This is a genomic window from Luminiphilus syltensis NOR5-1B, from assembly GCF_000158175.1.
Lineage (GTDB): Bacteria > Pseudomonadota > Gammaproteobacteria > Pseudomonadales > Halieaceae > Luminiphilus > Luminiphilus syltensis.
Window position 1 is genome coordinate 486051 of sequence record NZ_DS999411.1, and the last position, 19065, is coordinate 505115.

Consider the following 19065-nt stretch of genomic DNA (forward strand, 5'->3'; position numbering starts at 1 on the left):
TCAGCGAACAGTTGATACTGTGTTTTTATACAGTAATTAATCAAACCACCGTGTGGATAAAAAACCACCGCCAACAGTTACCGGAGACCATCATGAACGATCCCCTCGAACACATCATAAGCCGTTCCGATACCTGGCGTGGATTCAGTGCCAATCAGGGTGCAACACTGCACCGCATTCCCACACCCGCCAACAGTGACTGGCACGGCACCGATAGCGTGCCTACGGGTTATACGTCCCTCGATAACGCCATCCAGCTGGGAGGCTGGCCGCAGCGCGGCAGCATCGAAGTCTTAAGCGATAGCTGCGGCATGGGCTCGATGGGCCTGTTCATGCCCACCATGGAAAAACTCAGCGAACAGGGTCGCTGGCAGGCCTTTATCGCTCCACCTTATACCCCTTATGCGCCATTACTGGCAGCCCGCGGTATCGATACCCGCCAGATACTGATGGTACACCCCCGCAATCGCGAAGAGCTGTTATGGGCCACCGAACAGGCACTGCGCAGCACTACCTGCAGCGCTGTCTTCAGTTGGCTCGGCGCCACCGCTTTCCGCTATAGCGAATTGCGTAAACTACAACTCGCGGCAGCGGAGAACGACACCCTGTCGGTACTGTTTCGGGCGACTTCTTTTATGGATAGCCACACCCCCGCCAGTCTGCGCCTGGTCATGAAGGCCTATCGCAGTGTTGAAATCCTCAAGCAGCGCGGCGGCAGGAAGGGCGTTACGGTGGACATCCCGGCAACCGATGATGTCCCCGGACAGCCCCAGTTATGGGAACTGCCAATGACCTCAGACCCCAGGGCCACCACCAGCGCCTAGGGGCTCTCAATCACACGTACACACGTATTAGCGCTATTAACATAGCGCGGGGTCTGTGACGGCGCTATGCTAGGAGAACAGGATATCGAATCAATAGCAGGAGCCGCCCGTGCAAGCATTACCCCATCACTACACTGTCACCGCCAACGCCGACAGTGCCAACAGCAACATCGCCATCAGCAGCGCTGGTGTCGTCGACATTACGACCGATGCGCCTGCTGAGTTTGGCGGACCGGGTGATTGCTGGTCTCCGGAAGGGCTGTTGATCGCCGCCATCGCCGACTGCTTCAGCCTGACCTTTCGCGCCATCGCCGGGGCTTCCAAGCTCGAGTGGCAAACCTTGTCCTGCGAAGCCACCGGCACCCTCGACAAGGTCGATCGTGTTTCTCGTTTTACCGAGGTCGCCCTCAACGTCACCCTGCAATTACCCGCCGGCCCCGATGAAGATAAAGTCGTTCGGCTGTTACACAAAGCCGAGGAAAACTGTCTGATCACCAACTCAATGACGGCGACCATCGAGCTCAGCTGCGACATCAACTTCGTCTGAACCCGGCGTCGTGGATCTCGACCTCTGGCTCAGCGAATGGGGAGTGACGCTGGGCGTCGGTGCGCTAATGGCTTTTATGGCCTTTATCGTCTGGGATCTTGCGCACAAAAGTAATGCCGGCAAGTTCGGCACCTTCATTCTCTACGTCGCTCTCGCCCTCGGTGTGTTCGGTCTGCTGATCAAGGTAGCCATCAAATACCTGCTGGAACGGGGCATGTCTTAACCCGCCATTAATCGGATTTATCGATCGAATTTTGCATTTAAATCTGCTTGGATCGAATAATAAACAGCCCTATCGTCTGGGTATCGGCAAATAAAAGCCAATCGACACAGGAGTTTTATCCAATGAAAAAGAAAATTTTGGCCACAGCCATCCCCGCGGTTCTCGTTTCCGCCTTGATCACCCCGCCGCTCTCGGCAGAAAGCCCCATGGGCCACGGCGCCGCAGAGCCCAAATCCAATCAGGCCTGGTGGCCCCAGTCCCTGAATCTGCAGCCGCTGCGGCAGAACGCCACCCAATCCAACCCGATGGGTCCCGACTTTGATTACGCCGAGGAGTTCGCCAGCCTCGACCTCGACGCCGTGAAATCCGAAATCAATACACTGCTGACCACGTCCCAGGACTGGTGGCCGGCGGACTATGGTAATTACGGACCCTTCTTTATCCGTATGGCCTGGCACAGCGCGGGGACCTACCGCATTGCCGACGGCCGCGGTGGTGCCGGCGGTGGCCAGCAGCGCTTTGAGCCGCTGAACAGTTGGCCGGATAACGGCAACCTCGATAAGGCACGTCGCCTGCTGTGGCCGATCAAGCAACACTACGGCAATAAGATCTCCTGGGCGGACCTGATGATTCTCGCCGGTACCGTCGCCATGGAAAACATGGGCTTTGAAACCTATGGCTTCGCCGGCGGTCGTGAAGACGATTGGGAACCCGAGCTGGTCTACTGGGGTCCTGAAGCCGAGATGCTCGCCGACAAACGCTACCGCGAAGGTCGCGAGCTCCAGAAGCCGTTGGCAGCAGTGCAGATGGGCCTCATCTATGTGAATCCGGAAGGCCCCAACGGCAATCCGGACCCGGTTGCGGCCGCTCACGATATCCGTGAAACCTTTGGTCGAATGGCCATGAACGATGAAGAGACCGTTGCACTGATCGCCGGTGGTCATACCTTTGGTAAAGCCCACGGTGCCCACAAAGTGGAAGACTGTGTCGGTCCTGAGCCCGCTGCAGAGGGTATCGCCGAGCAGGGCATGGGCTGGAAGAACAGCTGCGGCAAAGGCAATGCCGAAGACACGATCACCAGTGGCCTTGAAGGCGCGTGGACAGCGGCTCCCACCCGGTGGACCACCATGTATCTGTCCAATCTGTATGCCTACGAGTGGGAAAAGACCCGCAGTCCGGCAGGCGCGATCCAGTGGATACCCAAGGATGGACAGGCGGCCAACACCGTTCCCGATGCCCACGTTGAAGGCGAGCGCCACACCCCGATCATGTTCACCACCGATCTGTCGCTCAAATTTGATCCGGCGTACCGTGAAATTTCCAAGCGTTTCCTGGAAGATCCGAAGCAGTTTGAGCAGGCTTTCGCCAAGGCGTGGTTCAAACTGACTCACCGGGACATGGGTCCGAAAGCCCGCTACCTCGGCGATGACGTCCCCGAAGGCGAAATGATGTGGCAGGATCCGTTGCCCGAAGTGGACTACAAGCTGATCGACAAGAAAGATGTCGCCGAGCTGAAGGAAGCGATCCTGGACAGCGATGTATCCATTCCCGCGCTGGTGCGAACCGCCTGGGCATCGGCTGCAAGCTATCGTGACTCCGACATGCGCGGCGGTGCCAACGGTGCCCGTATCCGTCTGGCCCCGCAGAAAGACTGGGCCGTGAACAACCCGGAGGAACTGGCCTCGGTACTCGAGACCCTGAGCGAGATCCGCGATGATTTCAACGGTGACCAATGGGGTAAAACCCGGGTCTCCATGGCGGACATTATCGTGCTCGGCGGTGCGGCAGCAGTTGAAGCCGCGGCAAAGGCGGCCGGATATGACGTCGAAGTACCGTTTGTCCCGGGTCGTACCGATGCCACTCAGGAGATGACCGATGTCGACTCCTTTGCGGTATTGGAGCCCATGGCTGATGGCTTCCGCAACTACTACACCGAAGACGCCATACGCACCCCTGCAGACGCGCTGGTCGACAAGGCCGATTTGCTCGATCTGACGGTCCCGGAAATGACGGCGCTGATCGGTGGTATGCGCGTCATCGGTGCCAATGCCGACGGCAGCCAGTTGGGTGTGCTTACAGATGAACCAGGTACATTGAGCAATGACTTTTTCGTCAACCTGCTGGATATGAGTACCGCCTGGTCTCCGTCAAATGAGTACCCTTACTCGTTCGTCGGCAAGGATCGCGCCTCTGGCGAGATGCGCTGGACAGCGACCGAGGTTGACCTGGTCTTTGGCTCCAATTCGGAGCTGCGTGCGGTGGCCGAAGCCTACGCCTTTGAAGGTGCTGAAAGCCGCTTCATCGGCGACTTCGTCGACGCGTGGGCAAAGGTAATGACCGCCGATCGATTCGATATCGAAGAGGCCGAGTCCGCTTATATGGCCAAGCGTTAATCGCTGAGCCAAGCCAAGACTCGTAAAAGCCCGCCTTATGGCGGGCTTTTTTATGGGTAATCGCGGATTCAGGGATCGTCCACCTCTTCGTAGAGGCCTCGCGTATGACTTCATTCCTGGCCCGGGCGGCTCAGCCCCGGATTACGCGAGCAGCTCAAAGGATGACCGGCTGCCTCACCGACATCAAGACAACAGTCTGGTTGTCAGCAGCTGTCTTCCAGAGCAATGATTGAGATACCGCAAAGGCCTTGACCCTGCTAACACGCAACGCAACCTTTGTTATTGTCGCCAATCGCCCACGTCAGCTTGGCACTTGCTGCCGTGCCTCATATCAAATACTGTACAAATAAACAGTATTTGATATGTCATGGCGCTTTGGCTCTGTCTTCGATTCACCCACCTCCCCCTGGAATGCCTGTCGCAGGATCAGGAACAACCCGTCGTGGTATTCGATCGGGAGCGCGTCATTTGCGCCAATGATCCGGCACTCGAACGGGGGGTACGTCCGCAACAAAATACAGCCACAGTACGATCCCTTCTGAACGAAGAGCAGGGGCACCTGCTGGAGCGTGACACCACCGCCGAAGCCACAATGCTGAAGCAGCTCCTGGCCTGGGGTTACGGCATAACCCCGACCCTGATGATCTATCGCGATGATTGCCTGCTGCTCGAAATCGGCGGCTCATTAACCCTGTTCCACGGGCTCGACACGCTACTCGATCTTATTCGGCAGGCGCTTCTCCAGCGGCAGGTCAGCTGTGCCATGGCAATTGCGGAAACCCAACCGGGTGCCTGGCTGTTGACTCACGCCGAGCCAACACTCGCCCTCGATTGTCGGCGGCCACTGAATGAACGCATTGGCGTGCTTCCAATCGCCCTCATACCTGATTTTACCCATCAGATAACCGGCTTTGAACGGGCGGGCATTCGCTACTTCAGCGAATTACTGGCCCTACCTGCGGCGGCGCTGGGGCGCCGTGGTGGCGAGGAGCTGCTGCGCTGGCTCGATCAGCTCACGGGCAGGCGTGAAATACCACCGGTTGACCACCAGCCACCCAGCACGTTCCGCGATGCCCTCTGGTTTGGTTTTGAAGTCCGGCAACAGCAGGAGCTGCACCCGGCGCTCAAGACGCTGCTGCAGGGGTTTTGCCGCTTTCTGACCCATACCCAGCTGGACACTCAGACTGTCGACTGGCAGCTACTGCGTATGAGCGGTGATGCACAGACGCTGACCGTACGTAGCAGCGAAGCCCACGCCCGGTGGGAAACCTGGTTTGAACTGTCCTGCCTGCGCCTGGACCAATTGACGATCGCCCGCGATATCGAGGGCGTGGCCCTCGCCGTCGATCACCTGCAACCGAATCAGCCACTCGCCAGCGACCTGTTCAACAATGCCCGCAATGAAGAACCGCTCAATAACCTGACTGACCGCTTACGCGGCCGCCTGGGATTGCGTGCCGTCACGCGGATTGCCATGCGCGACGCCCATTTACCCGAGCACTGTCTTTATCAGGGCACCCCGGCACCGGCGCCAATGCCTGCCATTAACGGCCAGGCCCAGCGCCCCTTTTGGCTGCTGCCTGAACCCCAGCCGTTGCGGCTGGAGCAGGGAAGAGTCCACTGGAATGGCCCGCTCGAGTTGGTTCACGGGCCCGAACGCATCGAGGATAACTGGTGGGCAAATCCGGCCAGCCGCGACTACTTTATTGCCCGGGGCCATGATGGCCAGCGACTGTGGATTTACCAGGATCGACACCACCAGCGCTGGTTTTTGCATGGCTTTTTCCACTGATCTTGAGAGCGGCTTGGCAGTACATCGGGTAACTGTCTGTTTTCTGTACAAAATTCACGGCGCACCGACTCGACAGAAAATGACAGTTTTGTTACAGTATTGTTTCAGGTTGGTTACACACCTGAGCGGGATTTTTACCCGACCCATGAGAAGGCACTCCTCAGTGACTGTCCGCCTTCACCGCTGCGAAGCGATTGATGCGCCGTGAGGCGCAGGGAGAATAGCAATGAATCGTATTAAAACCATTACCAGCACTCTGATCGCCGGCAGTCTCGCACTCGCAAGCCACGTCGCCTCAGCGGATATTTCGCAGGAATGTATCCTCAAGGGTCGCGTTGATCAGAGCCGCAGTACCGATGCAGGCCAGGAAGTTCGTGTGACGTTCCACCGCGCTGAGCACGGTGATCAGGCACGCTGCCGCATCAACAAGGGCAACACCAAAAACCGCGTCCAGTTCAAGGCACGCCCGGAAGACAAGCTTCAGGAATTACCCGACGGTGCCGCGGTTGAGTACCGTTATATCGAAAGAAACAACGGCCAGGGGCAATGGCAGCGGCTCAATACCCAGACCTGATTGCCACTGATCGAAGCTACGTTCTTCACAACTGATTCAACGCGCTGCTGAGGCTTCTATGCCCGGCGGCGTTTCGTCTGGAAGCTGCGTTTCGGGCCAGATCAGTTCATCGGTGGAAAAGCCCAGCTCGCCGAGGCGTCGCTCAAAGCGCTGCTTAATCTCATCACTCACCTGCGGCGTTCGCGCGAGAAGCCAGGCGTAGCTGGTGTTATAGCCCGAAATAAACGCGTAGTCGTACTCCTCCCCCAATTCAAAGACGACGTAACTGCCAAAAAAAGGGCCAAAGAAAGAGACCTTGAGATGTGCCACCGTCGGATTATCGACAAATTGAGCGCGTCCTTCGGCCTCCTTCCAGCTTTCGGATTCCGCATCGAAACCACGATTGATAACACGGATCTCGCCATTGTCCTTGAGGCTGTAACTGGCCGTTACCGCAGATAGTCCGCGCTCAAAACTGTGGTCGAGTCGCGCTATCTCATGCCAGGTACCGAGATAGCGCGATTGCTCGAAGCCGGTAACCGGCTGGATACCCTCTGGCATCCCGGTACAGCCAATCAGAACCAGCCCCAACAGCACAGCCCATAGCGGCCTCATTCTCTTCCCTATCACGATAACTCCTATATACTGTATAAATTTACAGTATTCTTAATTGTGTCCTACGCCGAACTTCATTGCCTGAGCAACTTCAGCTTTTTGCGCGGGGCATCGCACCCGGCAGAACTGGTGGAGCGCGCTGCACACTGTGGCTATAGCGCACTGGCAATCACCGATGAGTGCTCGCTGGGTGGCGCCGTAAAGGCTCACGTTGCCGCCAAAGCCTGTGGCATTCAGTTGATTGTAGGCAGCGAGTTTAACCTGAACGAGGGTATACGGCTGGTCGCTCTGGCGCCAGACCGGGCCGCTTACGCCGAGCTTTCGGGACTGATCAGTCGCTCCCGACGACGCAGCGCCAAGGGCGAATACTCCACCTCTCTGCGGGACGTCATATTCCATCTCAAGCGCTGCCTGATTATATGGTTACCCACCGATGACGAGGAGCAGAGCGCCTACGGCAAACAGCTGTCCAGCCGGTTTTCCGGCCGACTCTGGATCGGTGTCAGCCGTTTGCTGGGGAACGACGAAATACGCCGTTTTCGGGCTCGTTATCAGTTCGCGCGGGAACTCGCATTGCCGATGGTGGCCTGTGGTGATGTACAGATGCACTGCGCGGCACGAAAACCCTTGCACGATGTCCTGACGGCACTGCGTTACAACACGTCGGTACAACAACTCGGGCAGCGACGACTGGTCAACAGCCAACAGCACCTGCGCAGCCTCGACAGGCTACTGCCGCTATACCCCCCCTCGCTGACTGATGAGACCCTGGCCATTGCAGCGCGATGCCACTTCAGCCTCGATGAGCTGCGTTACGAATACCCCGAGGAAGTCATCCCCGCGGGCGAAACCGCCAACAGCTATTTACGCCGGCAAGTGGCGCTGGGCGCCCACGCCCGGTGGCCGGATGGCGTGCCCGGTGATATCGAAGACCGAATCCATCGAGAGCTCGACCTGATTACGGAACTGAACTACGAGTATTATTTCCTCACGGTTTACGACATTGTTCGCTTCGCCCGGGAGCGCGACATTCTATGCCAGGGTCGCGGTTCCGCCGCCAACTCTGTCGTCTGCTACTGCCTCGCCATCACCGAAGTATCACCCGAGCAGATCTCCCTGTTATTTGAGCGCTTTATCTCCCGCGAACGCGACGAACCCCCCGATATCGACGTCGACTTTGAACACGAGCGACGCGAGGAAGTCATCCAGTACATCTACCAGAAGTACTCGCGTCGCCGCGCCGCATTGGCGGCGACCTATATTACCTACCGATCGCGCAGTGCGGTGCGCGATATCGGCAAAGCGCTGGGACTCGACCCCATTTTTGTCGATGACCTGGCCAAATCCCTGGCCTGGTGGAACCGCGAGCGTGAGCTCAGTTCACGCTTTGCAAAACACGGTATTACCGCTGCCGGTCGACAAGCCCATCTTTTTTTGAATCTGGTGCAGGAGATACTGGGTTTCCCCCGTCATCTTTCCCAGCATGTCGGCGGTTTTGTCATCAGCCGGGGCCCGCTATCCCATCTCGTACCGATAGAGAATGCCGCCATGGACTCACGTACGGTCATCCAGTGGGATAAGGAAGACATCGAATCGCTGGGCTTGCTCAAGGTCGATATTCTGGCCCTGGGTATGCTGTCAGCCATCCGTAAAAGCCTCGACTGGCTGCATCAATACCACCCCTCGATCCGCTCGATTCAGGATATTCCCAAGGAGGACCAGGCGACCTACCAAATGCTGCAACGGGGCGACTCCCTGGGGGTATTCCAAATCGAATCCCGCGCCCAGATGTCGATGCTGCCACGACTCAAGCCCGCCTGCTTTTACGACCTGGTGATCGAAATCGCCATTGTCCGGCCGGGTCCCATACAGGGAGACATGGTCCACCCGTATCTGCGGCGCCGGAATGGACTCGAGCCGATTTCCTATCCCAGTGAAGACATTCGCTCGGTACTCGAAAGCACACTCGGCGTGCCGATTTTTCAGGAGCAGGTGATTCGGCTGGCCATGGTCGCCGCCGGTTTCACCGGTGGTGAAGCCGATGCGTTGCGTCGGGCTATCACCAACTGGGGGCGCGACAGCAAGCTGCTGACGTTCGAGCAAAAACTGACCGAGGGCATGATTAGCCGGGGTTACAGCCCCCAGTTCGCCCGCCAGTTATTCGATCAGATCAAGGGCTTTGGCGGCTATGGGTTTCCCGAGTCACACTCCGCAAGCTTTGCGCTACTGGCGTATGTCTCCGCCTGGCTGCGGCGCCATCATCCCGCCGCGTTTTATCTCGGGCTGCTGAACAGCCAACCGATGGGCTTTTACACGCCTTCCCAGCTGATTCAGTCGGCGCGACGTCAGGGTGTTGTTGTACTGCCCATTGCCATCAATCACAGCCAGTGGGACCACCAGTTATTACCCCCCGGCAATGGTCAAGCACCCCCGCTGCGACTGGGATTGCGCCTGGTGAAAGGCCTTAGCCAGGCCGGGGCTGAGCGTATTGTCGCGCAGCGGGAGCAACGCCTCTTTGCCCACGTGGGTGACTTACGTCGACGCGCCCGGCTCGACAAGCGGGACATGGAGGCGCTCGCTAACGCCGATGCGCTCCAGAACCTGAGTGGCAATCGTCACCAGTCCCAGTGGCAGATCATGGCCCTCGAACCAGACTCGCAGCTGCTGCATCAGACCACGTCCACAACAGAGACCTGGGATGACGACATCCACCTACCCGCACCGTCGACGGTGGAAAACGTGCTTGCTGATTACAACGCCACCGGCCTGACACTGCGTAGTCACCCGCTGGCACTATTACGGCCGCAGTCGCCGTTTGATCGCTGTCGACGACAGAGCGAACTCGCAAGCCTGGGCAACCATCGTTTTGTCCGCATTGCCGGTATCGTCACTTGTCGACAACGTCCGGGGACCGCTTCAGGTGTCATCTTTCTCACTCTGGAAGATGAAACGGGCAACCATAACGTGGTGGTCTGGCCCCGGGTGCAGGAGCGCTTTCGGCAGGCATTGATGACCGGAACTCTGCTGCTCGTGAAAGGTACGCTTGAGCAGCGGGACGGTGTCAGCCATGTTATCGCCGGCGGGCTCTACGATTACAGCGATGCACTGGCGTCACTGGACGTAAAATCAAGAGATTTCCACTAGTGCTATCAAACCGACACACCCTATGTCTTGGAGTCGGCGAGGCAAAAAAAAGCCCGGGGGCTACCCGGGCTCTTTGCTGACCGTCAGGGGAATCAGCCTTCGAATGCCAGACGTGGCTCTGATACCGAAGCAGACTCAGTACCACGCAGGTGGGCGAGCATGGTGTCGGCGTCAGACACTTCGAACGGATCGGTCGGGCAGTTATCGTCGTAACCCGCTTCAGCGAAGACCTTCTCGATCTTGCCGTCGTTGATCAGTGCCGAGTAGCGCCATGAACGCATGCCAAATCCGAGGTTGGATTTGTCAACCAACATACCCATCTTGCGGGTAAATTCGGCGTTGCCGTCGGGCAGCAGGAAGATGTTCTTGTTACCGATTTCCTTGCCCCACTTGTACATAACGAAAGCGTCGTTTACGGAGATGCAAATGACTTCGTCAACGCCTTCTTTCTTGAACTCTTCATAGAGCTCATCGTATCGCGGCAGGTGGTTGGATGAACAGGTTGGCGTGAAAGCACCGGGCAGAGAGAACAGCACCACTTTCTTGCCACCAAAAATGTCCTGGCTGGTCTGGTCTTCCCAGCGGAACGGGTTATCGCCTTCTACAGACTCGTCACGAACACGTGTCTTGAATGTCACATTGGGTACGCTTATGGGGTGCATTGATTTACCTCCTAGGATTTATTGGATTCATACATGGAGCATGACACCCCATCTTTAAATTATAAAGTGAATTAAATCGACAAAACTAATCGATTTTAACGATTGATGGCAGGTATTGACGAACGCTATTCATTATCGCTCCGGGCATTAGCGCCCAGGCTGCCATCCGGCATCTCGTACACCGTGAATTCAATCGGGCGGCAACAGACCTGACAATCCTCAATATAGTCCTGCCCCAGATCCTCGGGATTCAGCAGCACATCAAGGAGTTCGCCACAGTACGGGCAGAACACCTCCGCAGGCTGTAGGTGTGCGTCCATCAACCGAACGCCCCAAAGGCACCCGGCGCCGATTGTGACGTCGACGGACCGCGGCGCTCAAAGTGCAAGGCGCCGTCAGCGAGCTCACCCCGCAACAGCAATTGGCGATCCGCCCGGTACGTTTGCGGGTTGATCCACGGCGCCCGATCACCCTGCTTGGGGAATGCCGGCAGGGCGCGCTGCATATAGCCCGCCGAAAAATCATCGATCCACCACCGTCGCGGCATGCTTTTCGCAACCCTATCCGGGCACCGGGGTATCGCGGTATCGGCTCCCGTAGACTCCATGTGATTGAGCAAACGGCAGGTCCAGGTGGCGATCAGATCAGAGCGCAGGGTCCATGAGGCGTTTATGTAGCCAAAAATCTGCACCATATTGGGGACGTTGCTGCACATCACCCCCTTGTAAGTCCATTCGTTGGCGAAGTCGATCGGGCTGCCGTCGACCGTAAATACCGCACCGCCAAGATTGACCAATTCCAGCCCCGTCGCGGACACAATAATATCGGCGTCAATCCGTTCACCGGATTTCATCGCGATGCCTTCGGGCCTGATACGGTCGATGTCGTCGGTGACGACGTCGACCTTCCCGGCACGAATAACCTTGAACAAGTCATCATCCGGAATAAGACACAGCCGCTGATCCCAGGGACCGTAAGCCGGCACAAAGTGCTTATCGACATCAACGACATCACCGATCTCACGACGCACCGAAGCGATCAGGAACCTCTTCATCAAACCCGGCATAACCCGCGTGCACCAGTAGCTGAATTGCTGTCGAGCGGTGTTGCGCCAGCGGGTCAATCCATAGGCCCATGTCGCAGGTAACCAGCGCGCGAGCAGCCGGGCAAAACCATCGACCGAAGGCATACTGATTACGTACGTCGGTGAGCGCTGCACCAATATCACCTTGTTCGCCGTTTCCGCCATCGTAGGCACCACTGTCATCGCGGTAGCCCCCGAGCCAATCACAGCAACACGTTTACCCGAATAGTCCAGACTGTCGGGCCAGAATTGCGGATGTACCCAGGTGCCGGAAAAGGAATCACGCCCGGGAAAGTCAGGCTGATGGGCGCTGTCATAGCGGTAATAACCCGAGCACATCAGCAGAAATTGCGCTTCGTAGTACAAGCATTCACCGGTCTCGGTGAGTTCGACCTTGAGTTGCCACCGGGCGCGCTCGCTGCACCAATTGGCAGAGGCCAGGCGCCGACCAAATTGAATGTGACGGCGGACATCAAATTGATCGGCGGCTTCCTGGAGATAACGCAGAATAGAGGGGCCGTCAGCGATGGACTTCTCAGCCTCCCAGGGTTTGAAGCCAAAGCCAAGGGTTTGCATGTCACTGTCCGACCGGACCCCGGGATAACGGAACAGATCCCAGGTGCCTCCCAGTGATTCTCGCTGCTCAAGCAAGGCAAAGCGATGACCCGGACAATCCCGCTGCAGGTGCACCGCAGCGCCGATACCGGAGAGACCAGCCCCGACAATGACGACATCAAAGCACTGTAGCGTTGATGCACCGTCCTCCGCCGACGCTACGGATTCTCCAGGCCCACCGGTGTTTTCAGCGATTATCACGCCCCTTACCGGCGGCGATGCGCAGCCTCAGCGCATTGAGTTTGATGAAGCCCTCAGCATCTTTCTGGTCATAAGCGCCCGCGTCGTCCTCAAACGTCGCGACGCTCTCGTCAAACAGCGAATCCTCCGATCGACGACCAGCGACAATCACATTGCCCTTGTAAAGTTTGATCCTGACCTCGCCGTTAACGTAGGTCTGCGTATCATCGATCGCGGCCTGCAGCATTTTGCGCTCGGGAGACCACCAGTAGCCGTTATAGATCAGATTGGCATACCGGGGCATGAGCTCGTCTTTCATGTGCGCCGCTTCACGATCGAGGGTGAGCGACTCAATCGCCCGATGCGCCTTCAACATAATGGTCCCACCCGGCGTCTCGTAACAGCCGCGGGATTTCATACCCACATAGCGATTCTCTACGAGGTCCGCCCGTCCGATCCCATGGGCACCACCGAGACTATTCAAGCGCTCGAGGACCTGCGCCGGGGTCATGGGCTCCCCATTGATCGCCGTGATATCGCCGTTGACATAAGTCAGGGTAATTTCCTCGGCCTGATCGGGTGCCGCCTCGGGGCTCACCGACCAGCGCCACATATCCTCCTCCGCCTCTGCCCACGGATCCTCGAGAATCCCGCCCTCGTAGGAAATATGCAGAAGATTGGCGTCCATGGAGTAAGGCGATTTCTTTTTCGCGGACGAAAAATCAACCGGGATACTATGGGTCTCACAATAAGCCATCAGTGACTCCCGGGAGGTAAGATCCCACTCACGCCATGGTGCAATAACCTGCACACCCGGCTTCAGCGCATAAGCGCCCAGCTCGAAGCGAACCTGATCGTTACCCTTCCCGGTGGCCCCATGAGAGATGGCATCGGCACCGGTTTCGTTGGCGATCTCTATCAACCGCCTGGCAATCAAGGGGCGGGCGATGGAGGTACCGAGCAGGTATTCGCCCTCATAGACCGTGTTGGCGCGAAACATGGGATAAACGTAATCGCGGACGAACTCCTCCCGGAGGTCATCGATATAGATTTCCTTCACACCCAGCGCCCGCGCCTTCTCGCGCGCCGGTTCCACCTCTTCTCCCTGGCCGATATCGGCGGTAAAGGTCACCACCTCACACCCATAAGTATCCTGTAACCAACGGACAATGACCGAGGTGTCGAGCCCACCCGAGTAGGCGAGCACCACTTTATTGATCGACGACATAACCCAATTCCATAGCAAAGTCAGAAAGTTGCGCAGTTTACTAGGCTAGCGGCACGAAGCCCAGTTAAGGCCTGCTAGACTAGCGACTGAGCATAGAGGCCCCTAATGAACCCAATCACCATTACTCAACCCGATGACTGGCATATTCATCTTCGAGACGAGGAGGTGCTGCAGCGCACCGTCAATGATGTCGCACGCTGGGCGGGACGGGCCATCATCATGCCCAACCTCATACCTCCGGTAAGAACCGTTGCCGACGCACTCGCCTATCGCGATCGCATCCTCGATGCACTGGTGGAGGAGTCATCGGGCTTTCAGCCTTTGATGACGCTTTATCTCACCGACGCCACCTCGACTGTGGATATCGAGGAGGCCGCTGCCAGCGCCCACGTCCACGGCGTTAAACTCTATCCGGCGGGAGCGACGACCAACTCATCGGCGGGTGTGAACGACCTGGAATCGCTCTACCCGGTACTTGAGTCCATGGCAAAGCACGATATGCCCCTCTTGGTGCACGGCGAGGTGACCTCTTCTGATATCGACATCTTCGACCGCGAAAAGGTGTTCATCGATCGCCATCTACAGCCTATTGTTGACACCTTTCCCGGCCTGCGTGTGGTGTTCGAGCACATCACAACCGCCGACGCCGTCGCGTTTGTGCGCGAAGCCAGATCCGGGGTGGCAGCGACAATTACCGCGCATCACCTGTTGTATAACCGCAACGACCTCCTGGTCGGCGGCATTCGCCCCCACTATTTCTGCCTGCCTATTTTGAAGCGCAGCAGTCATCAGGCCGCGCTGTGTGAGGCAGCAACATCGGGTAACCCACGATTTTTTCTCGGAACCGACTCCGCACCCCATACCCAGGCCAGCAAAGAGAGCGCCTGCGGCTGCGCCGGTTGCTACAGCGCCCATGCGGCACTCGAACTCTATGCCGAAGTTTTTGATGCCTGCAATGCGCTCGACCGACTCGAGGGCTTTGCCAGTCACTTCGGCGCGGACTTTTACGGACTGCCAAGAAACGACCGAACAATTACTCTCGAGCGTATCGAGCAATCAATACCCGAGTCACTCAGCCTGGGTGGGGACGTCGTGGTTCCCCTTCGTGCGGGGGGCCGGGTGCAGTGGCAGATCCGCTCGTGATCGATAGCGATGCACCACAGATCAGAGATCGTTTCAGAGGTTTTCTTCCCGTCGTCATCGATGTTGAGACCGGCGGCTTCAATGCCGATACCGATGCTGTGCTCGAGATAGCAGCGACATTGGTCGGTATGAACGACGACGGCATCCTCACACCCAAACAAACGCTGTGCCACAACGTAGAGCCCTTTGAGGGTGCCAATCTGGAGCCCAGTGCACTCGAATTCACCGGGATTGACCCCGAGAGTCCGCTGCGCGACGCCGTCCCCGAAGCCATCGCCTTCGGCGAGATTTTCTCAGCGATTCGCAAGGAGATTCGCGAGCAGGGTTGCAACCGAGCCATTCTCGTCGGTCACAACGCCCACTTCGACGCCGGTTTTATCAATGCCGCGTCCATGCGGGCGGACATCAAGCGCAATCCCTTCCATCCGTTCTCCCACTTCGATACCGCGACCCTGGCGGGACTCGCGTATGGCCAGACGGTGCTCGCCAAAGCCTGTAGAACGGCTGGGATCGACTTTGACAACAACGAGGCCCATTCCGCAGCGTACGACGCTGCAAAAACGGCCGAGCTGTTCTGCAACATTGTCAATCGCTGGCAGGCGCTGGGGGGCTGGCAGCCGGATTTATTGCCCGCACCCTGAACCCTTATTCAGCGTCTTCGCCACTCACCTGATTGAGCAGCAGATCGAGTTCAGCCACCAGCGTTTCAATCGATGTCATACCCAGAAGCTCGTACTTGATCGACTCATCGAAAGGGAGCAGCTGAAGCAGGGTATACGCGACTTCCCATGCATCATCATAGTCGATGCTGAGATTCATGCGCTGAACATGCGGATGCATTTCCAGCCCCTTGAGTACGGCCGTCAATGATTCCCAGCGTTCCAGTAGCGGGGTCGGCGTCAGGGGTTCTGCGAGTTCGACCGAGGCCATGACCAGACCATCGGGCTCGCGCCAGACCTCACCCACATCAAAACGCTCATTGCCGCGAATGGTGATGCCCAAAAGACCATTATCCAGCTGATCCCAATCTACAATTCGGGCAAAGGTGCCGTAATCACCGAGATCCGGGGTGCTGATACCCTCCCCCGCAATCTCAGCACCGCGCCGCATCCAAACCACACCAAATCCCGACTGCTCACGCATGGTTCGGGCGATCAGGTCTATGTAGCGCTGTTCAAAGATCTGCAGGGGCATGTGGCCGTGGGGTAGTAACACGGTCGACAGCGGAAAAAGCGGTATTTCGGTCATCGATGCGCCTCCGGTTGGGTTGAACATTCAAGGGCTGACAGCATCTCCAACGCCTGCTCTCGGCTGCCCCCACAAAACAATGCCTCCGCCTGAAAGTCGGCGCAGGCCTGCGGTCGGCGGGGATCGTCAAACAGGAGGCAGCGCAGTGCGTCGCTAAGGTGTACGCAGCGAACACCCGCCGGTTTACCCCCCGGCATACCGAAGAAGGGTGTCACGATGGCAGGCGCTATACAGCAGGCACCGCATCCCGTTCGACAGTCCATGGCTCAGAGCCCTTCCGGACCCAGAGGCCGGAACGCCAGAATGAGTTTTGGCAAGAGCAGCAACGCGCCTGCGACCGCCGCAATCATCGCCGCCATGGTCAGCAAGCCGAAATACAGGCTGGGGGTAAAGTTTGACAGGGTTAGCAGGGAGAAACCGACGCAGATGGTCAGCGTGGTGTAATACATCGCCCTGCCGATACTGCCATGACTGCGATACATCGCCGCGTGGTAATCACCGTCTTTGGCAAACTCGGTGCGGAATCGATGAATGTAGTGAATACAATCATCAACCCCAATACCCACCACTATCGCGGCGATCGTGATGGTCATGATATCCAGCGGTATACCCAGAATACCCATGGCTCCCAATACCATTCCCGCGGCAAGCAGATTGGGCGCCAGTGCCAGCAAGGCGAGTGACAACGACCTGAACAACACCCAGAACATCACACCAATCGCCGCGAAAACAGCGCCCAGGGTCAGAATCTGGGATGAAAACAGGCTTTGAAGCACGTTGTTGTAAAGCACCAGCAAGCCGGTAAAACGGATCTGGTCGGGTTCAATATCGAGCTCATCAACCAGGGTCTGGCGCAGGGTTTTCAGGAAACTGTCCCGGCGCAGACTTTCGCTGGTCTCCATAACGCGGACACTGATTCGCGCCTCATCGACACCGGGCGCAAAATAGGGATTAACCAGTGTTTCCGCCACATTGTCGGGCATGCTGTTCTCGATAAGCGCCAACTCGATTGAGCCCAGCTTTGAACCGAAAAGACCATCCAGAACCTCAAACGCCGTCGATAGCGACATCACCTTACCCGACTCCTCCCGCGCCTCAACAATGTCGTGGGCCTGATCGAGAATACGTCGGCCCTGAAGCGTGAACCAGTAGCTGGGGCCGCTGTCCGAGTCGTTCGATGCAAAAGGATCATTACTTTCGGCGAAAGGATCATCTCCGAAAAAGTCATCATCGAATCCGATATCGCCGGTGCTTTCAGCCGGCGCTTGCAGTGCCGATTCACTATCCGATGGCGCGGTCTCCCCGGGCGCGAACAAAACAATATCGAGGGGTATCGTCCCACCCAGCTTTTCGTCGAGGAGCACCATGCCCTGATAGATTTCAGTGCTCTCCTTGAAATAATCGATGAACCGATTCTCCACCTTCAGCTGGGTGATGCCATAGATGGTCAGCGCCGTCAGTAACAACGTAGTGCCAAAAACCGCGCTGCCGTGATGCGCCACCCAGACGGCAAAGCGGGTCGTCATCGCCTGCTCACTTGCCCTGGATTCACCCCGGGTCTGCTCGGGTAACACCGCCATCAACGCTGGCACCATCAGAAACGTCATGGCAAAGCCGACAACAATACCCACGGTCATCATCCAACCGAAATCAATCACCGGTTGAATTTTAGCCACCACCAATGAGGAGAAGGCCACTATGGTGGTCAGGGCCGTGTAGAAGCAGGGCGTAACCATCAACCGCGCTGTGGCTGCCGCGCGCTCACTCCGCGACATGCTCGGCTCTCGCCATTCGAGCTCGCGATAGCGCACCACCAGGTGAATAGAGAGTGAGAGGGTGATGATCAGCAGCACCGCCACAAAATTTGACGAGATAACGCTCATGCGCCAGTCGAGGGCGGCGAGCAGACCCAGCATTAGCGTTGCTGTCAGCGCGCAGTTGAGTATTGGGGCCACCACCCAGCGCCAGTCACGGAAGATAACCAACAGCACGATTGCCATGATAAAGATGATCGCCGTGCCAAAGGTGACCAGATCGGACTGCACAAAGGCCAGCATATCCGCCGCGATCATCGGTACGCCACCGACGAAGATCTCGGCGTGATCACGATAGCGGGAGGCGACTTCCCGCACATCAGCGACCAGTCGGGAGCGATTACTCGAGTAGCGCGCGGACGCCGCATCATACTCGGCCTCAACCGCGTCGAGCCGCGCCAGGCCAGCGGCATCGAGGGCATCCTGCGCGGCCTGCTGCCGAAGCTCGCTACGTTCATCGAGTAGTTGTTCGGCTTCAGTGTCGGGCTCGAGGTTGACCTGAACAGCGGTCAGGTCACCGTCTTCGCTCGCGAGCAGATTGCGGTAGATGGGGCTGGTGGTGAGTTCGCGCAGCGCGAGAAAGCGATCCACGCCCGGATCCCGCAATGTGGGTAGCGAGTCGGCCCGGGCTATGTCGAGTAAATCAAGGGGCGGACTTTCGAGCAAGGGCACATCAAGCAGGGTGGTAACGCCGCGCACACCCTCGATATCACCAAGCTCTTCCGCGAGGGCCCTGAGCGGACCCAGGGACTTTTCGGATAGGAGCGGCACACCCGGACGCCAGGTTAAAACCAGGAACTCATTGCTGTCGTAGTGGCTTGCGGTCTCTCGAAAAAAGGCCAGATCGGGATCGCCCTGCAGCAATAACGCGTCGGAAGAGGCATCCAGGCGAGTTTTGCCCACCTGGGTAACTGCGACCAGCCCCAGAGCCAGCAATAAGAGTAGCGTCAAAAACGGCCGATCCAGCACCAGCCGGCGGTACACCTTTTCCATAATACAA

Annotated in this window: 17 protein-coding genes; 9 read left to right on the forward strand and 8 right to left on the reverse strand. The window is 57.7% G+C overall.

Annotated features, from left to right (window positions below):
* The first annotated feature begins 92 nt into the window (after nt 1-92).
* The 6 genes from imuA (at nt 93) to NOR51B_RS02180 (ending at nt 6353) form a co-directional block, all read left to right on the forward strand.
* Nucleotides 93-824: a translesion DNA synthesis-associated protein ImuA gene (gene imuA / locus NOR51B_RS02155; RefSeq protein ID WP_040481587.1), complete on the forward strand. Its 732-nt coding sequence runs from the start codon at nt 93-95 to the stop codon at nt 822-824.
* A gap of 109 nt (nt 825-933) precedes the next feature.
* The gene (locus tag NOR51B_RS02160; RefSeq protein WP_009019581.1) at nt 934-1371 is read left to right on the forward strand and encodes an OsmC family protein; all 438 of its coding nucleotides are present in this window, start codon (nt 934-936) and stop codon (nt 1369-1371) included.
* 10 nt (nt 1372-1381) lie between these two features.
* Nucleotides 1382-1594: a DUF2788 domain-containing protein gene (locus NOR51B_RS02165; protein ID WP_009020205.1), complete on the forward strand. Its 213-nt coding sequence runs from the start codon at nt 1382-1384 to the stop codon at nt 1592-1594.
* A gap of 122 nt (nt 1595-1716) precedes the next feature.
* A complete protein-coding gene (gene katG, locus NOR51B_RS02170) occupies nt 1717-3987 on the forward strand; it encodes a catalase/peroxidase HPI (RefSeq protein ID WP_040481589.1) in 2271 nt (756 codons plus the stop codon).
* Between the two features lie 367 nt (nt 3988-4354).
* On the forward strand, nt 4355-5779 hold the full coding sequence (locus NOR51B_RS02175; RefSeq protein WP_009020797.1) for a Y-family DNA polymerase: 1425 nt from the start codon (nt 4355-4357) through the stop codon (nt 5777-5779).
* Nucleotides 5780-6005: 226 nt separating this feature from the next.
* The gene (locus NOR51B_RS02180) at nt 6006-6353 is read left to right on the forward strand and encodes a hypothetical protein (RefSeq protein ID WP_009021371.1); all 348 of its coding nucleotides are present in this window, start codon (nt 6006-6008) and stop codon (nt 6351-6353) included.
* Nucleotides 6354-6389: 36 nt separating this feature from the next.
* Here NOR51B_RS02180 and NOR51B_RS02185 read toward each other — a convergent pair whose 3' ends face one another.
* Nucleotides 6390-6947, reverse strand: a complete 558-nt coding sequence (locus NOR51B_RS02185; RefSeq protein WP_040481593.1) for a lipocalin family protein — start codon at nt 6945-6947, stop codon at nt 6390-6392.
* A gap of 57 nt (nt 6948-7004) precedes the next feature.
* Between NOR51B_RS02185 and NOR51B_RS02190 the strand changes: the two genes are divergently transcribed.
* The gene (locus NOR51B_RS02190) at nt 7005-10091 is read left to right on the forward strand and encodes an error-prone DNA polymerase (protein WP_009020069.1); all 3087 of its coding nucleotides are present in this window, start codon (nt 7005-7007) and stop codon (nt 10089-10091) included.
* A 92-nt stretch (nt 10092-10183) separates the two neighbouring features.
* Here the strand turns inward: NOR51B_RS02190 and NOR51B_RS02195 are convergent, their stop codons facing one another.
* The 4 genes from NOR51B_RS02195 to NOR51B_RS02210 all read right to left on the reverse strand — a co-directional run bounded on the left by NOR51B_RS02195 (nt 10184) and on the right by NOR51B_RS02210 (nt 13860).
* Nucleotides 10184-10753, reverse strand: coding sequence for a peroxiredoxin (locus NOR51B_RS02195; protein ID WP_009019580.1), 570 nt, complete (start codon nt 10751-10753; stop codon nt 10184-10186).
* A gap of 125 nt (nt 10754-10878) precedes the next feature.
* Nucleotides 10879-11073 (reverse strand): CPXCG motif-containing cysteine-rich protein, encoded by a 195-nt coding sequence (locus NOR51B_RS02200; protein ID WP_009020406.1) that lies wholly within the window; start codon nt 11071-11073, stop codon nt 10879-10881.
* Nucleotides 11073-12653 carry a flavin-containing monooxygenase gene (locus tag NOR51B_RS02205; RefSeq protein ID WP_009021666.1) on the reverse strand — a complete coding sequence of 527 codons (1581 nt, stop codon included), beginning with the start codon at nt 12651-12653 and terminating at the stop codon, nt 11073-11075. The genes NOR51B_RS02200 and NOR51B_RS02205 overlap by 1 nt, the downstream gene beginning before the upstream one ends.
* Nucleotides 12640-13860, reverse strand: a complete 1221-nt coding sequence (locus NOR51B_RS02210; RefSeq protein ID WP_009021686.1) for an argininosuccinate synthase — start codon at nt 13858-13860, stop codon at nt 12640-12642. The genes NOR51B_RS02205 and NOR51B_RS02210 overlap by 14 nt, the downstream gene beginning before the upstream one ends.
* A gap of 105 nt (nt 13861-13965) precedes the next feature.
* Here NOR51B_RS02210 and pyrC point away from each other — a divergent pair, with 105 nt between their 5' ends.
* Entirely contained in the window at nt 13966-15003 is a 1038-nt protein-coding gene (gene pyrC, locus NOR51B_RS02215) for a dihydroorotase (protein ID WP_009021570.1), read from the forward strand.
* On the forward strand, nt 14985-15644 hold the full coding sequence (gene rnt, locus NOR51B_RS02220) for a ribonuclease T (protein ID WP_040481595.1): 660 nt from the start codon (nt 14985-14987) through the stop codon (nt 15642-15644). Before pyrC ends, rnt begins: the two co-directional genes overlap by 19 nt.
* 4 nt (nt 15645-15648) lie before the next feature.
* On the opposite strand, the gene NOR51B_RS02225 is transcribed toward rnt, so the two are convergent.
* Genes NOR51B_RS02225 through NOR51B_RS02235 form a run of 3 tightly spaced genes read right to left on the reverse strand, consistent with a single transcriptional unit; the run spans nt 15649 to nt 19058 of the window.
* Nucleotides 15649-16251 carry an LON peptidase substrate-binding domain-containing protein gene (locus NOR51B_RS02225; protein WP_040481597.1) on the reverse strand — a complete coding sequence of 201 codons (603 nt, stop codon included), beginning with the start codon at nt 16249-16251 and terminating at the stop codon, nt 15649-15651.
* Nucleotides 16248-16514: a YkgJ family cysteine cluster protein gene (locus NOR51B_RS02230; RefSeq protein WP_040481600.1), complete on the reverse strand. Its 267-nt coding sequence runs from the start codon at nt 16512-16514 to the stop codon at nt 16248-16250. The genes NOR51B_RS02225 and NOR51B_RS02230 overlap by 4 nt, the downstream gene beginning before the upstream one ends.
* Nucleotides 16515-16517: 3 nt before the next feature.
* Nucleotides 16518-19058, reverse strand: coding sequence for an efflux RND transporter permease subunit (locus NOR51B_RS02235; RefSeq protein WP_009020187.1), 2541 nt, complete (start codon nt 19056-19058; stop codon nt 16518-16520).
* Nucleotides 19059-19065: the final 7 nt, after the last annotated feature.

Coding starts and splice junctions, on each gene's coding strand:
- imuA (WP_040481587.1), top strand. CDS start 93: ATGAACGATCCCCTCGAACACATCATAAGCCGTTCCGATACCTGGCGT.
- katG (WP_040481589.1), top strand. CDS start 1,717: ATGAAAAAGAAAATTTTGGCCACAGCCATCCCCGCGGTTCTCGTTTCC.
- NOR51B_RS02175 (WP_009020797.1), top strand. CDS start 4,355: ATGGCGCTTTGGCTCTGTCTTCGATTCACCCACCTCCCCCTGGAATGC.
- NOR51B_RS02180 (WP_009021371.1), top strand. CDS start 6,006: ATGAATCGTATTAAAACCATTACCAGCACTCTGATCGCCGGCAGTCTC.
- NOR51B_RS02185 (WP_040481593.1), bottom strand. CDS start 6,947: ATGAGGCCGCTATGGGCTGTGCTGTTGGGGCTGGTTCTGATTGGCTGT.
- NOR51B_RS02195 (WP_009019580.1), bottom strand. CDS start 10,753: ATGCACCCCATAAGCGTACCCAATGTGACATTCAAGACACGTGTTCGT.
- NOR51B_RS02200 (WP_009020406.1), bottom strand. CDS start 11,073: ATGGACGCACACCTACAGCCTGCGGAGGTGTTCTGCCCGTACTGTGGC.
- NOR51B_RS02210 (WP_009021686.1), bottom strand. CDS start 13,860: ATGTCGTCGATCAATAAAGTGGTGCTCGCCTACTCGGGTGGGCTCGAC.
- pyrC (WP_009021570.1), top strand. CDS start 13,966: ATGAACCCAATCACCATTACTCAACCCGATGACTGGCATATTCATCTT.
- NOR51B_RS02225 (WP_040481597.1), bottom strand. CDS start 16,251: ATGACCGAAATACCGCTTTTTCCGCTGTCGACCGTGTTACTACCCCAC.
- NOR51B_RS02230 (WP_040481600.1), bottom strand. CDS start 16,514: ATGGACTGTCGAACGGGATGCGGTGCCTGCTGTATAGCGCCTGCCATC.
- NOR51B_RS02235 (WP_009020187.1), bottom strand. CDS start 19,058: ATGGAAAAGGTGTACCGCCGGCTGGTGCTGGATCGGCCGTTTTTGACG.